The organism is Oleidesulfovibrio sp. (assembly GCF_047973035.1).
In the GTDB taxonomy this organism is placed as follows: Bacteria; Desulfobacterota; Desulfovibrionia; order Desulfovibrionales; family Desulfovibrionaceae; genus Oleidesulfovibrio.
The window spans coordinates 38,652-53,276 of sequence record NZ_JBKEBF010000044.1 but is presented as its reverse complement, the minus strand read 5'-3'; the positions used below and the strand labels follow the sequence as shown (position 1 = coordinate 53,276).

At 54.9% G+C, this 14,625-nt stretch carries 14 protein-coding genes and 1 tRNA gene; 14 read left to right on the top strand and 1 reads right to left on the bottom strand.

Going from position 1 to position 14,625, the window contains the following annotated elements:
- Window positions 1–2 precede the first annotated feature (2 nt).
- The 12 genes from ACK5LI_RS16320 to ACK5LI_RS16265 all read left to right on the top strand — a co-directional run bounded on the left by ACK5LI_RS16320 (window position 3) and on the right by ACK5LI_RS16265 (window position 11,249).
- Window positions 3–1,301 carry a phage tail protein gene (locus ACK5LI_RS16320; RefSeq protein WP_416951332.1) on the top strand — a complete coding sequence of 433 codons (1,299 nt, stop codon included), beginning with the start codon at window positions 3–5 and terminating at the stop codon, window positions 1,299–1,301.
- Window positions 1,298–1,822: a hypothetical protein gene (locus ACK5LI_RS16315; RefSeq protein WP_416951330.1), complete on the top strand. Its 525-nt coding sequence runs from the start codon at window positions 1,298–1,300 to the stop codon at window positions 1,820–1,822. The genes ACK5LI_RS16320 and ACK5LI_RS16315 overlap by 4 nt, the downstream gene beginning before the upstream one ends.
- A 9-nt stretch (window positions 1,823–1,831) precedes the next feature.
- Complete coding sequence (locus ACK5LI_RS16310; RefSeq protein ID WP_416951328.1) at window positions 1,832–5,002, top strand: DUF4815 domain-containing protein; 3,171 nt, start codon at window positions 1,832–1,834, stop codon at window positions 5,000–5,002.
- Window positions 5,003–5,015: 13 nt separating this feature from the next.
- On the top strand, window positions 5,016–6,581 hold the full coding sequence (locus ACK5LI_RS16305) for a hypothetical protein (RefSeq protein ID WP_416951326.1): 1,566 nt from the start codon (window positions 5,016–5,018) through the stop codon (window positions 6,579–6,581).
- A gap of 64 nt (window positions 6,582–6,645) precedes the next feature.
- Window positions 6,646–6,915, top strand: a complete 270-nt coding sequence (locus ACK5LI_RS16300) for a hypothetical protein (RefSeq protein ID WP_416951324.1) — start codon at window positions 6,646–6,648, stop codon at window positions 6,913–6,915.
- The gene (locus tag ACK5LI_RS16295) at window positions 6,902–7,321 is read left to right on the top strand and encodes a hypothetical protein (protein WP_416951322.1); all 420 of its coding nucleotides are present in this window, start codon (window positions 6,902–6,904) and stop codon (window positions 7,319–7,321) included. Before ACK5LI_RS16300 ends, ACK5LI_RS16295 begins: the two co-directional genes overlap by 14 nt.
- Window positions 7,318–7,605, top strand: coding sequence for a pseudouridine synthase (locus ACK5LI_RS16290; RefSeq protein WP_416951320.1), 288 nt, complete (start codon window positions 7,318–7,320; stop codon window positions 7,603–7,605). The genes ACK5LI_RS16295 and ACK5LI_RS16290 overlap by 4 nt, the downstream gene beginning before the upstream one ends.
- A gap of 81 nt (window positions 7,606–7,686) precedes the next feature.
- The gene (locus ACK5LI_RS16285) at window positions 7,687–7,959 is read left to right on the top strand and encodes a helix-turn-helix domain-containing protein (RefSeq protein ID WP_416951318.1); all 273 of its coding nucleotides are present in this window, start codon (window positions 7,687–7,689) and stop codon (window positions 7,957–7,959) included.
- A gap of 1 nt (window position 7,960) precedes the next feature.
- The gene (locus ACK5LI_RS16280) at window positions 7,961–8,395 is read left to right on the top strand and encodes a four helix bundle protein (RefSeq protein ID WP_416951316.1); all 435 of its coding nucleotides are present in this window, start codon (window positions 7,961–7,963) and stop codon (window positions 8,393–8,395) included.
- 544 nt (window positions 8,396–8,939) lie between these two features.
- Complete coding sequence (locus ACK5LI_RS16275) at window positions 8,940–9,983, top strand: reverse transcriptase domain-containing protein (protein WP_416951314.1); 1,044 nt, start codon at window positions 8,940–8,942, stop codon at window positions 9,981–9,983.
- Between the two features lie 221 nt (window positions 9,984–10,204).
- On the top strand, window positions 10,205–10,390 hold the full coding sequence (locus ACK5LI_RS16270; protein ID WP_416951312.1) for a Com family DNA-binding transcriptional regulator: 186 nt from the start codon (window positions 10,205–10,207) through the stop codon (window positions 10,388–10,390).
- Window positions 10,359–11,249, top strand: coding sequence for a DNA cytosine methyltransferase (locus ACK5LI_RS16265; protein WP_416951310.1), 891 nt, complete (start codon window positions 10,359–10,361; stop codon window positions 11,247–11,249). Before ACK5LI_RS16270 ends, ACK5LI_RS16265 begins: the two co-directional genes overlap by 32 nt.
- Before the next feature lie 232 nt (window positions 11,250–11,481).
- Here ACK5LI_RS16265 and ACK5LI_RS16260 read toward each other — a convergent pair.
- Window positions 11,482–11,557: transfer RNA gene (locus ACK5LI_RS16260), tRNA-Thr, on the bottom strand.
- 260 nt (window positions 11,558–11,817) lie between these two features.
- Between ACK5LI_RS16260 and rbr the strand changes: the two genes are divergently transcribed.
- Window positions 11,818–12,393: a rubrerythrin gene (gene rbr, locus ACK5LI_RS16255; RefSeq protein WP_416951308.1), complete on the top strand. Its 576-nt coding sequence runs from the start codon at window positions 11,818–11,820 to the stop codon at window positions 12,391–12,393.
- Window positions 12,394–12,939: 546 nt separating this feature from the next.
- On the top strand, window positions 12,940–14,583 hold the full coding sequence (locus ACK5LI_RS16250) for a glutamate synthase-related protein (protein ID WP_416951306.1): 1,644 nt from the start codon (window positions 12,940–12,942) through the stop codon (window positions 14,581–14,583).
- Window positions 14,584–14,625 lie beyond the last annotated feature (42 nt).

The following is a 14,625-nucleotide window of genomic DNA, read 5'->3' as shown; positions in this document are numbered from 1 at the left end:
CCGTGGCAAGCCCGTTCTGGACGTATTTCTTCGACCGCCTGAAATGGATTCCGATTCTCGCCGCTGGCCCGGTCCAGGGCATCGCGAAGGGAATCGCGCATCGTCTGGACGGCGTGAAAGAGGACGGGCTTTTCATGCGGGACCAGTGGTTCCCCGGCCGATGCGAAGACGAGCTCGTTCCGGAACACGGCCTATCCCGCGGCCTAATCCGGCACAGCAAGGAAACGCCCGATATGTTCCGCCAGCGCGTCGTCAACGCCTGGAATTGGAACATGATGGGCGGAAAGCAACAGGGATTGCCGAAAATTCTCGCCTTCTACGGCTTCAACGTGGGAGAGGTCGAAAACCTTCGCCGCTACCAGGCGACCAGGTGGGCGGAATTTCAACTCGCCTTGCAGGACGCGGCCCTCGCGACCGACCTCGACACGGTTCTGGAAGTTCTGGACGTGCTCGTCTGGCTGATAAACGAATACAAGCCGGCGCGCTCGGTTCTGGCCCGTTTGTATAACGATGTCTACGACCTGCACCCGACCATTTATTCGGACGGCCCGGCATACAGTGACGGCCTGTATTCCTACTTTTCCGGCGTCCCGGCGTCGGTTCTCGGCGACGGATACGACCCGGAACTGCTGCTTTCCTTCGGCGTCCGCCACAACAGCCAGGCCGAAGGGCTCGAAGAACAGGAACCGAACTTTCACGGGAAGGAAATATACGTTTTCGAGGCTCCGTATATCAACGCCGCTGTTTATAGCGAATGTTACTACGGCGATTCTTTCCTGACGAATAACGGTGTTTTTGTCGGAACCCTGACCAATCTTCACGCTTGCGAAAACCTGATTTCGTCCCACGGATGGGCGGGCTTGTGGGATTCGCGCCGCTGGCAGGAATCTTTGTCATGGGGCCGCATCTGGCCCGACTTCACGTTTTCATACCGGCAGCGGTCGAAGGTTCAGGCGGTCTATTCCGAAGCTGGCGAGGGTTACGGCAGATATACCGGCCTGAATTGCATGTACGGCGTTCCGGAAGTCGAGCTCGTCGACAAGGCACCGCGATACGGCGATAGCGAATATTCCGGCACCATCGGGCACCGCCTTGTGACCGTTCACGAACAATTCAGGGAAACCCGGCTTTCCACCTGCGAGCCTGTGGGCCCCGCGGAGGCGTCCTCGGCTTATCAGGAAGTCTGTAATTTCGCGGCTTCCCCGGCAAGCAATCCGGGCTGGTCCGGTTCCTGGGACAAACGCACCTGGGCCGGATATGAGCCCCGGTTTTTCATTTTACAACCAACGGAGGAACAATGAGCGGAACAATAACCGACATCGGCAAAGCCGCTATGGCAAAGGCAATTAGCGAACGGACGCTCCATTACGCCTGGGGAACAGGTGAAGAGGAATGGGACAGCGACCCCAACAGCAAGCCGTTCTGGAAACAGAGAATCGCCCTGGTGAACGAGGTCGGCAGACGGACAGTGACCAGAGTCGGATTCGTGCTTCCGGACCCGGACGGCGACATCCTGGTTCCGACCGTTCAAAAGGACGGAACGGTTCAGGTCGTCCCGTACAAAATGTCGGAACCCGGCCCGACGCCGTACCTCTATCTGCAAGTGAACTTCGGCTTCGAGGACGCGGCGAACCTGACAATCCGGGAAGTTGGAATCTTCATGGATACGGTGACAAAGGAAGGATTGCCCCCCGGACAACGGTATTTCACTCCCGGCGAAATTGAAGCCCCCGGCCTGCTGCTGGCTGCCGAGTGTCTTGATATGGGCATGAACCGGCTTCCTTCGACGCAGCCGGTATTCGGATTCATTCTTCCCTTTTAAGGATTTACAATGGAAAACCTCAAGAAAATATCTATTGCTGATTACTACAACAGAGACAACGCGGCCAAGAATTATGAAAAAATTCTATACCGCGACCGCAAGGGCGTTCAGGCGTCCGAACACAACGAACATCAGGAGATATTCGAGCGCCGCCTGACTTCGGCCTTGAATGCGCTTTTCCGTGACGGCGACATCATTCGCGATGCGCAAATCGCTGTCAACGCGCAAACCGGGGAAATACAGGCCGGTTCCGGCGCCGTATACCTGAACGGGGCCGTTCGTGGAGTCGCGCCGGCAACGTTCACGATTCCGATGAAAGGTTCCGTGGCGGTAGGTATTTACCTTGAATCGCGCATCGTCAGCGAACTTGAAGACCCCGACCTGCTGAACCCGGCCAGGGGCAGCAACACAGAAGGCGAACCGGGCGCCTGGCGCCTGCAGGTCAATACCGCCTGGGGCTACGAAGGCGACGGCCGGGACGGCGATTTTTATGTCGTGCACGTTGTCGATGACGGCGTCGTCCGGAGCAAGGAAGCGCCGCCGAACCTGGACTCGTTCAACCGGGCGATTGCCGGGTACGACCGGGATTCCACCGGGGGCGGCTTGTATGTGGTTTCCGGCCTGAAAGTGCTCGCCGCAGAAGATAGCGGCGGGGGCGCGCAGATTTATACCATCGGCGAAGGCAAGGCCCGCGTTCACGGCTTCGGAATTGAACTCACCACGTCACGGCGTCTGTCCTATGACGCCACGCCCGACTTGCGCTATCTGGATACGGAAATCATCACGGCTACCGGCGAAGCCCGGCAAAGAATCGACGTAGCCCATGCTCCGATTCATAACATCACGCTTCTTCGCGCCACGTTGCAGAAGACGGTCGAACTTCGTCACGGCTCCTATGGCGGCTGCACTGACGCGCTTCCGGATACGGCCATCGTCGCGATTTTGGAGTGCAAACAGGGCGATACCGTGTTCGAGGCGTCGGAATACAAAAAGACGGGCGACGGCGTAGACTGGTCGCCAAGCGGCAACGAGCCCGCTTCCGGTTCGACCTATTCCTGCACGTATACCTACATGACGGCTGTCGAAGCCCTGGAACAGGACTATGACGGGTTTTATGTGGAAGGCGCGGTCGCCGGAACGAGCATCATTATTTCCTACAATCAGGCCGTACCGCGCTATGACCGCCTGTGCATCACCTCGGACGGGGCTTTCGTCTGGATTCAGGGCGTCGCCGCTGAAATCAACCCGCGCCTCCCTGTCGCTCCGGAGGCGATGCTTCCTATCGCGACCGTCTACCAGACCTGGCGGAAAAAGCGGGACGTTATCAATGACGGCGTGCGCGTCGTGGGCTTCGATACCCTGGAAGCGCTTTTCAGCCGCGTAGACTACGCCCTACAGGAAATCTCCCGCCAACGCCTTGAAGCGGAAGCCTCTATCCGGGAGGATGGTACCCGCGTCGGTATCTTCGTCGACCCGCTGTTCGACGATTCCATGCGCGACCAGGGCGTCGCACAGACAGCGGCTATTATCGACGGTTCGCTTGTTCTGCCCATCAGTCCGAAAGTTCACGCCCTGGCGGCTCCGCTGGCGGCCCCCATCGCGCCCGTTTATGCGGTCGACATCGCCCTGGCGCAACTCCTTCGTACTTCGGATATGAAGGTTAACCCGTATATGTCCTTCGGCATCCCGCCCGCGAAAGCCGTTCTGACGCCCGCCGTAGATAACTTTACGGAGGTCGAAACCAACTGGGCGAGCGCGGTTACAAAGCGCTTTGATACTGGGCATTATGTCGTCGGTCGGTCTACACTGACCAGCCAGTCGGTAACGACCACAAACCAGGTATTGAGTTCGACCACGACCGACCTCGAATATCTGCGTCAGATATACATACAGTTCATGCTTGAAGGCTTCGGCCCGGAAGAACGTTTGCAAAGTGTCGTATTCGACGGCGTCGAAGTGGATTTCGAGCCTGACCCCTGCATCGCCGATGAATCCGGCATCGTGCGCGGGCGGTTTATGATTCCGCCGAAAATTCCGGCCGGCTCGAAAAACGTCCTGTTCCGGGGCAACGTCGAAGGCGGTTCTTCCGGAAGCGGAATCTTTGTCGGTCAAGGGAAACTGACCGTCCAGACATTGCGCCAGGTGCATACGGTCGTAAACTATTGGGTCGACCCTCTCGCGCAGACCTTCGTTCTGGATACCGCGGACCAGATATGCGGCGTCGACCTGTGGTTCACGGCCAAGGGCGGCGACGCCCGCGTCCAGATTCGCGAAGTCAGCAACGGTGTTCCCACAAGAACGATTCTGGCGGAAACCATTATTCCGGAAGCATCCATCATTATCAGCGGCGGCGGACATACCCGCGCCGAATTCCCCGTTCTGGTGAAACTGGAGGCGATGACGGAATACGCGGTCGTTGTTCTGTGCGACGACCCGACCACCGCCGTCGCCATCGCCGAAATGGGCCAGTTCGACAAAACCGCGCAGAAGTGGGTATCCAGCCAGCCTTACACCGTGGGCGTTCTTCTTTCTTCGAGCAACGCTTCCACCTGGACGGCCCACCAGGACAAAGACCTCACGTTCCGGCTATTGAAGGCCAACTTCACCGAAGGCGTTCACACCTTCGACATGGGCGTCGCGCAAATTGAGAATACGACCGACATGGTTCTTCTCGCCCTTGATGAAACCCCCACGGCGGACACTCGCGTCGAATTTGAACTGACCATGCCGGGCGGCGATGCGATGACGCTCGCACAAGGTCAGCCGGTTCGCCTTGCGCAGCCCGTGAACGGCGAAGTTTCGGTCAAGGCGAAGATGACGGCGAAAAGGGGCGCGGGGCCGCTTCTGTGGCCCGCTCCGCAACTTCTGACCGGGGAAGTGGGCCAGACGGCGGATTACGTCAGCCGTTCCATACCCGCGGTCGGCGCCATCAAGGCCGTTCTTATTTTTGACGCCTACGTGCCTTCCGGTGCGGCCATTGCTCCGGAGTTGCAGATAGACGCGGGAGCCTGGCAGGGGATGGAACTCAAGAACACGGTCAATCAGGGCGACGGCGTAGTCGAATACCGGTATGAAACGGCCCTGACGACCGCCGACGAGGTCAAGACGAAAATCATTCTTTCCGGAACGAGCGCGGCCCGGCCCGCTGTCTCGAAAATCCGTTTCATGGCCTTGAAGTAGGAGGCTTCACGATATGACTCAAACAACCAACACCGCCGCCGCCCTGACCGAAGCCGAGCTCCAACAGCTTCGCGACAAGCTGCCTTTGTTGCTGAAAGTCGTCGGCATTCTGGAAGCGGAAGTCGCCGTCATTGATGACGGTATAACGGTCGACGACCGAAGCGATTTCCTTGAACTGCTGTTGCCGCATTTTGCGAACAGACTCGACAAGGATATGCCCCGTCTTCGGCAAACGCTGGAAATGCTCGACGCCTTCGCCGAGAACATCAACGAAGCCTTGACAGCGGAAGGCAAAACGCGGTCGGAAACGGCCGCGGCAATCCAGAAGGAACTTTCCGCAGGCGACCAGGCAGTTTTGCACGCCCTGGGCGAAGCCGTTCAGGAATTGAACAACAGCCTGGAACGGGAAATCGAACAGGAAGCGGCGACACGGTTCGCGACCGACCAGGCGCTTGAAGCCGCTCTCGATGCGGAGAAAGCCGAGCGCGAACAGGCGGCGCAAACGCACGATGAAGACCCTTCCGCGCACGACGCCCTGGTGCGGCGGATAACGGTCGGGGATATTTCGCCGGTAATCGGCGTGTGCTGGCTGGAAACCGGGAACTGCACAGGGCTCTGGTACAACTGCGACGCCGAAGGCCAGCCGGTAACGCCGAACAAGCGTTATTTCGACCACCATCCCGTTTATTCGGCGATGAAGCGCGTTCTCGTGGACGGGCAGGTCATGGTCGAGAACGCGCCGTTCTGGATAAAGACCATGAAGCCCGAAACCGGGCCGTTCGCGGGGAAACTCTGCAAGATTATTTCTCCCGGCCCGGCTGACGGCTTTCATCCTTACCCGGCCTTTCTGTCGCCGTCTGGCGACGTGCTGGAAAAGATGTATATCGGCGCTTACCAGGGAACCGGTGAAGCGAATAACATGGTCGGTTCCCGGCCCGGCAAGGTTCCGCTCGTCAGTCTGGATTTTCCCACGATGCAGACCCGTTGCACGAACCGGAACACGGGCGGCGTCGAAGGTTTCCGGATGTGGGATTTCTACCAGTATTCCGCTCTGTGCCTGTTGTTCCTCATAGAGCATTGCACGACCGAGTCTCAAAGCATCATGGGCCGCGGCTATGTGGACGCTTCCGGGGCGACGTATACGGATGATTACAGAAATACCGAATGGCGGGGCTACGTGGGGCTTTACGGCAACGTCTGGCAGATGTGCGACGGTTTCCGCATTGCGACGAACGGGCAAATCGAAATGTTCAAGAACGATGGTTCGCGGGCATGGGTTAATACTGGCAAGACGTGCCCGGCCTATAACGGCTCGGCTGCTCAATACGCGATAACCACTTTTGACGGGGAAGGCGCCGGATTTAATTTCGACGATGTGTTCGTCCCTGCAACGCAAGGCGACTATACTGCCGGAACCTTTCCCGATTATTTTTACGGTCGTAACGGCTCTGCCGGAAACGTCTTATATGTCGGCGGTCAATGGAATTACGCCAGTGGTGCTGGCCTGTTCTGCTGGTATTTGTACAGCCCCGCCAGTCATAGCGCGACTAGCATCGGTTGCCGCCTCGCAAAAGGATAACTGCCTACGGCTTACTGTACTACTGTACCGCGAAGCGGTCGAAATTTTTTTGAGGACAGACACAATGCAAATTACTTTTACACATAAGAAGAAAAAGCCTGAGGCTTCCGTTTCCGGCCCGTCAGAGGTCAAACTGTACGCCGTGCCAACCTCCTATAGTGACGATGGCTATTATCTGGCAGCTTGGTCGTCCGGCGATTACGAGCCCGTGCCTTCGTGCGCGGTCAACGATGCCGAACTTCTCGCGCATCTGGCCGTTGAAGGGAACGACCAGGGCGAACTTGCCATGCGTGAAATCTTTTGCGCGCAGGGGGTGAAATATGCCGCGAATTGAAACAGGCGAAAACCCGAAAACCGGACTGACGGGACTTGAAAGCCAAAAGAAATTGAAACTCGCCGCTATCGACGATGAAACGAGCGCCGCTATTCTCGCCGGGTTCGATTATGCGGTCCAGGACGAAATGTATCACTTTTCGTATGATTCGTTCGACCAGGGCAATTTCACGGACGCGGCCAGCGCGGCGACCTTGGCGACCATGATGCAGCAAGACCAGTCCGTTACCTGGAACGCTTATCGGGCAAACGGCGAGCTCGTCCGTCTTGACTTGAACGTGGCGGATTTTCTCGGCCTGTTCACAAACGGCGCCCTTGCCCACAAATCGGCGATGATGGAACAGGGCGGCATCCGGAAAGCGGCAGTCATGGCCGCGACAACCGCCGAGGAGGTGGACCGGGCATGATGAAGCGCATCACAACCGCCGTTACGAACTATATCAAGCGGGTTCTCATTTCTCTTGACCAGGCGGTAAACGTCATCGTCTTTTTCGGGCGGGAAGACGAAACGGTCAGCGCCCGTTGCTGGCGGCTCCGGAGTATCTTTCCCTGGAATATAGCCCGCTGGCTGATAGACCTCGTCGCGCTCCTGTTCAAAGACAAGAATCATTGCGAAGTGTCGTATCAGTCGGAATTGCAGGGAAGGCAGCTTCCCAAGGAATACAGGCCGCAGGATACTGCGGAATCATAGACTTTTGTTGCAACGCTTCTGCTTCGCTTTCACTTAGGTGCATAAGGTGCTTGTATTCATTTCCCGGTAGATACAGGGGAAATGAGGCGAGTCAGAAAAAAAATAGCCGGAGTCGGCGTTGCAATCAGGGAGTTTCGGCAACAAACGGGGCTTTCACAGGATGCGCTTGCGGACCGTATGGACGTGGTGACGTCTTATATATCCATGCTGGAAAGCGGCAAGCGCTATCCTTCTATAGAAATGCTCATACGGCTTGCCATTGCTCTTGAAGTGCGACCAGGGGCTATTTTAGACCGCATAGCGGAACTTTACACCCCGGACGAGGACCGCTTCCCTTGGGGAGCGGGAAAGTAAGATGTCACTGAAAGATTTTACCCTACTGGCGAAGCTGGAAGCGTTGGATATTGAAACGCACAAAATCGTCAAACGCTTTGAAAAGTCGGAACGGCACGTTTTGTCAGCGGAAATCCGGCACACCGTAGCAACGCTTCTTCACCTCGTAATCAAGGCGACAAAGACGCAACTTGAGGAAAAACGGAAGAAACGCCCACCGGTCACAACGCGGGAAATCCTTTGGCAGACAGACGTAGAACTGGAATATCTACGAGTGCAGGTTCGCAAAAGTTTCGCCCTGCGCTTGATTAACGAAGGCTGTTACGAAGTATGGAGTCGCCAGATTGCGGAAGTCGGTCAGATGCTCGGCGCCTGGATAAAGCGAAACGGCGAAGACCTCGAAAGGTTCCAAGGCCAATCCCAAGCAAAACGAGCGCAGCAAGGTTCTTTGATATAAATTTGGGATGCAAACGCATGTCGGCGGTCAATGGAATAACGCCAGTGGTGCTGGCCTGTTCTGCTGGAATTTGAACAGCCCCGCCAGTAATAGCGCGACTAACATCGGTTGCCGCCTCGCAAAAAGTACCCGAAGCCGTATATCCCAAGAGATTGCGGACAGCGTACCCTTTGGCGTTTGCATTCCTTCCCCGGATGCGGGGAGAACAGCGACCGGCCGGGGCGGTCAGTAGGCGAGAAGCCGAACACGGCCCCGGCCAATGCTGCAAGAATTTAGGGATATGGGCGTATGTCGGCGGTAATTATGGTAACGCCAGTGGTGCTGGCCTGTTCTGCTGGAATCTGAATAACCCTGCAAGTAACGCTAACGCAAGCATCGGTTGCCGCCTCGCAAAATGTACCCGAAGCCGTATGTCTCACGAGATTACGGACAGCGTACCCTTTGGCGCTTATATTCCTTCCCCGTAACCGGGGAGAACAGCAACCAGGCTGGGGCGGTCGGTAGGCGAGAAGCTGAACACGGCCCCGGCCAGAAGTGAACGGGCATGGCGAGAACGGTAAAGAATCTCTGGCGGGAAATCGCCACATTTACGACTCTGGCGCGGGCTTTCCAGAAAGTGCGAGAAGGCAAGCGTTTTGATTCCGACACCTTGCGGTTTTACGCCAGCCTCGAAGATAATCTCTTCGCCCTGGAAGAGGCACTTCAAGCCCGGACGTGGAAACCGAGCCCATTCCGCGAATTCACGATAACTGTTCCCAAACTTCGCCGGATTCAGGCGCCGGAATTCGGCGACCGTGTCGTTCATCAAGCCGTCATGCTTCATGCCTCCCCTGTGTTCGAGCGCCGCTTCATTACAGATTCTTATGCGAACCGTATCGGCTTCGGAACCCATGCCGCCAGTCACCGGCTCCGGGAGTTTTTACGCTCGGCGAGCCGGAAGTATGAAAGTCCGTACATAATCAAGGCGGACATCAGCAAATACTTTCCGAGCATCCCGCACGACAGGCTTATGGACCGGGTACAGCGTCTTTTTTTCGACCAGGCAGTCGTCTGGTTCTTTGATACGCTGATTCGGAACAGCGGCTTTACCGAACGCGGTCTTCCCATCGGCTCGCTTACCTCGCAATGGCTGGCGAATCTCTACCTGGACAGGCTCGACCACTATATGAAAGACGATCTGGGCGTTAAATACTACGTCCGGTATATGGACGATTTTATCATCGTCGGGCCTGATAAGACGTGGTGCAGGGAAAAACTCGCGTACATCGACGAGTATGTGCAGGGCCTCGGCCTGGCGCTGAACCCGAAGACGGGGGTTCTCCCGATTACGCAGGGAGTCGATTTCGTCGGCTACCGTCACTGGACAGACCACGTTCTGCCGAGGAAAAGCACGGTGAAGCGGGCAAGAAAGCAGTTCAAGAGCCTACAGCGGCGCTATAACGCAAAACAGATAGATTTTGATTACGTCCGCTCGCGGGTGGTTTCGTTCACCGGCTACATGAAGCACTGTAACGGGAAAACGCCCCTGGGGCACATATTGGACAGGTTCGTACTGACCGGCGCGGGAAAGCAGGAGAAAGAAGAATAGTTCGCATGTTCCGCATGGCTCACGGCAGGAAAGGGCAAGGGCTGGCATAGTGCAGCAATCGGCAGGCGGGGCGCGGGAACGCCCCACCGAGCGACGTCGAAGCGCCGCCCACGGCCCACGAAAAGAACAGGTCTTTTCGCTTCGTTCCGCTGCCTTAGTCCTGCGCAGGACGAGGAAAGGAGTAGCAGAACATCGGGCAAGCAACAATCATCATGTGAGTAATGGAAGAAATTCGTTGCGCGAAATGCAAAAAGAAAATCGGTGAAGGAGAACTCAAGAAGTTTGAATTTTATTGTCCGCGGTGCTCCGCGTTCAATTCATTAGTGAGAGCCATAGAGCCCCAACCAAGCGCCCCCAGAGAGCCACGAAAGGAAAGTGAATGTGGCTCTACATCCCCAAAATTTTAGCGGCGTCGCGCTCGCCGCAGGAGCCGGAGGGCTCGAACTTGGCGTTTCACTCGGAATACCTGACTATCGAACTGTTTGCTTCGTCGAGCGAGACGCCTATGCCGCGGCCGCTCTCGTGGCCCGAATGGAAGACGCGGCCCTGGATGAAGCGCCTATCTGGTCTGACCTTGTCACCTTCGACGGCAGGCCGTGGCGCGGAAGAGTGGATTTCCTTACTGCCGGTTATCCATGCCAGCCGTTCAGCAACGCAGGAAAGCGCCTCGGCGAAAAAGACCCGCGCCATTTATGGCCGCACGTCCGCCGAATCCTCGGCGAAATACAGGCGCCGTTCCTCTTCGCTGAAAACGTCCTCGGACACGTCAGTCTCGGCCTCGAAAACGTCCGAAAAGACCTTTTCGCAATGGGTTACGAGGTTGAAGCGGGAATCTTTACAGCGGCAGAAGTCGGCGCGCCGCACATCCGGAAACGGTTGTTCATTCTGGCCTACGCCGACGACGAAAAACTCCGGAACTTGGCCGGGCATGTCGGTAAAGAACGGGAAGTTCTACATCGTACCGGGCAAGTATCAGTTGGGGATTCAGCTTGCGGCGATAGCCTGGACGTTGCTTTATATGGCGGGAATGGGGAATCCGCGAGCCTCTTCCCTCCCGATGCAGGTGAATTTGACGCCTGGGAACGCTGGCTCCAGTTACGGCCTGACCTGCAACCCGCGATTTCTCGAAGCGCTCCAGGGCTGGCCTACAAGCTGGACAGATACAGGCTCACAGGTAACGGAGTTTGCCCGCTGGCAGCAGGCTATGCGCTTGGAACTCTGCTTGATGCTGCACAAAGACGCCTGAAAGCGGGTAAAGTTGTGTAAGAATCAACACACAGGGAAAAAAGAAAATCGAGCCGTTTCGATATGTCCGAAAGGCTCGATTTTTCCTTTGAAATTTTCGCGTTCTGTTCTCATTTTATGTGACAGCCGTTCCCAAATTTCGCGACCGCTCACACCAAGATAAATCGCCCTTTTTTCTGCCCTCAGGGTAGCAATAGGGTAGCAAAAACGGCAAAGGCGTCATCTCGAAATCGAGATAACGCCTTGAAATTTCTGGAGCCAGCATGCGGAATTGAACCGCAGACCTGCTGATTACGAATCAGCTGCTCTACCAACTGAGCTATGCTGGCAAAATGAGAAGCGCTTTATAGCCCTATGCAGAGGTGTAGTCAATAGGGTTCCGCTACAGGAAATTAACTTTTACAGAAGCAGAAAAAACAGTTGAGGCTATTGCCTTAACTCCCCCATCGGAATACCTTCTCATTTACTTGGTTAGGGATAAGTCACAAAGATCACCATTATCAGGAATCATTCTTGACAAGAATAGCCACTCTGAGTATCAAGAACACAACTAAGTAACAGAACACACTCTAATCCAGGAGACATTTGGATGAAATCTTTGAAAGGAACCCGTACAGAAAAAAATATTCTCACCGCTTTCGCTGGTGAATCTCAGGCACGCAACCGCTACGACTACTTTGCAGGTCAGGCGCGTAAAGACGGTTATGTGCAGATTGCTCATGTTTTTGAAGAAACAGCACTGCATGAAAAGGCCCACGCAAAGCGTCTGTTCAAATTTCTTGAAGGCGGAGAAGTAACCATTTCTGCAGGTTATCCTGCCGGAGTCATCGGCTCTACTCTTGACAACCTTTTTGCTTCTGCAGAAGGTGAACATCACGAGTACGAGCAGATGTACCCTGAATTTGCCGCCATTGCTAAAGAAGAAGGCTTTCACGAACTGTCAGCTGTGTTCATGAGTATTGCAACGGCAGAACGCTATCACGAACGCCGTTTTCTGGCATTCGCTAACAATATTGAAAAAAATATCGTTTTCCAACGTCCCCAGAACGTAGTCTGGCGCTGCAGAAACTGTGGCTACAATCACGAAGGGATTGAAGCCCCCGATCTCTGCCCTGCTTGCGCTCATCCCAAAGCATTCTTTGAACTGCTTGCACCCGAGTGGTAATCAAAGGCTCATAGCGACCTTACAGCGGCACCTGCAACAGCGGGTGCCTCTTCTTTTTCCTAATACGCAAAAACAAACCACAAATCCAAACATCACCATTTTGTAATAATCAGCCAGACAAGCCTTTCAAAGCGCCTTCCAATGACAAAAAAATAAAAAAATTGAAAAATTCTCAAAAAACTCTGTTTTTTACATTTTTGTATACATGATGCAATTAACTATACTAAGCACTGTATTATAGAATAATCATACAACTACACCCTACCAATAAGACATATAAAAACACGCAACGCAGGCAAATCTAACGAAACCAGCACTGCTAAAATATGATCTACTCAAATTATACATTGCCATATTTCTACTTATTATCAACTAGACACCACCAGACACACATCAATGAGTGAGCACTATCGCAACACAAAATAAAACACATCAATTCTAACTCCTGAATCAACATGCGACAGTTTATCCACTCAAAGTTTGCTTCCCCCCTGATTTCCAAGCTATATGAGCGCCTCAGTACGAAAAACACACCTTGGAGGCGCTATGAATACCCCCGTGAAGAATAATGACGTCCTTGGCACCACAAACCGTGGCAATATTGTAGAATCCGGCCTTTGCACACTCTGCCGTGCAGACTGTATGGGCAAGTGTGAAACCTGGCTGTCCTGCCTGAAAGGCCGTGACACCCTCTACCCCCGCGACTTTGGCCTTGTGACTGCAGGCAGCGGCAACACCACCCATGTAGGTGTGTCCTACAATTCTCTGCGTATTCAAGGGTATAACTACGGCGCCCACGGCATGGGAGCAAACTGTTCTAAGGCACAAACTGGTGATGCTCTTTTTACTGATGCATCTCTGGAAACATCTTTCGGTGCCGAAGAGAAAACCAAGTGCCGCTTCCCTGTAATGACCGGCGCTCTGGGCTCTACCTTTATTGCAGCTAAGTACTGGGACTCTTTTGCAGTGGGTTGCGCCCTTAGCGGTGTACCGATTGTTGTCGGCGAAAACGTAGTTGGCGTTGACCGCAAGTCTTCTCTGGCGAACGGTCGTATTAGCAGCGCTCCTGAACTTGAACGCCGTATTGACACCTACCTGCGCTACTACGACGGCTATGGTGCCATTATCGTTCAGATGAACGTAGAAGACACCCGCAACGGCGTTGCAGAATACATTGCCGAAAAATACGGCGACAAAGTGATTCTGGAACTGAAGTGGGGTCAGGGCGCTAAAGACATCGGTGGCGAAATTTTTGTCGAAAACCTCGACTACGCAGTATTCCTGAAAGAACGTGGCTATCTGGTTGATCCTGATCCCACCCTTCCCGAAGTTCAGGCTTCTTTTAACTCCGGCGCTATCAAGGGCTTTGCCCGTCACAGCCGCCTTGGCTACACCGACCTTTCTTCATGGGAACAGGTTCGTGAAAACTTTATGAACTCTGTTGCCTACCTGCGCAAACTCGGCTTCAAGCGCATTTCTCTGAAGACCGGCTCCTACGGCATGCAGGCTCTGGCTATGTCCATCAAGCTGGCAACTGAAGCCAAACTTGACCTGCTTACCATCGACGGTTCCGGCGGAGGCACCGGCATGAGCCCTTGGGATATGATGGAAACCTGGGGCGTGCCTTCCATTCTGCTGCACGCAAAAGCATACGAATACGCATCTATCCTTGCCGCCAAGGGTGAACGCGTGGTTGATATGTCCTTTGCCGGCGGTTTTGCAAAATCCAGCCAGATCTTCAAAGCTCTTTCGCTTGGCGCACCTTACACCAAGCTTATCTGCATGGGCCGCGCAATGATGATTCCCGGCTTCCTCGGTTCCAACATCGAAGGAGTACTCCGCCCCGAGCGTCGTGAAGCTGTATGCGGCAACTGGGACAAGCTGCCCCGTACCGTTTCCGACTTCGGCACCACCCCCGAGCAGATTTTTGCCGGCTGGTACGAAGTTCAGGCAAAAGTCGGTAAGGAAGAAATGAAAAACATTCCTTACGGCGCAGTAGCCATGTGGACCATGATGGACAAACTGGGCGCAGGTCTGCAGCAGCTTATGGCCGGTGCCCGTAAGTTCGATCTGGCTTCCGTTTCCCGCGAAGACATCGCATCCTGCAACCGCGAAACTGAAGTGGAAACCAAAATTCCCTTCATCACCGAAGTGCAGGACGAATTCGCTAAAGCAATCCTGCGCGGCTAGTTTACGGCATACCTATCCGGCTCCGATACAGGTTGGGCGCAT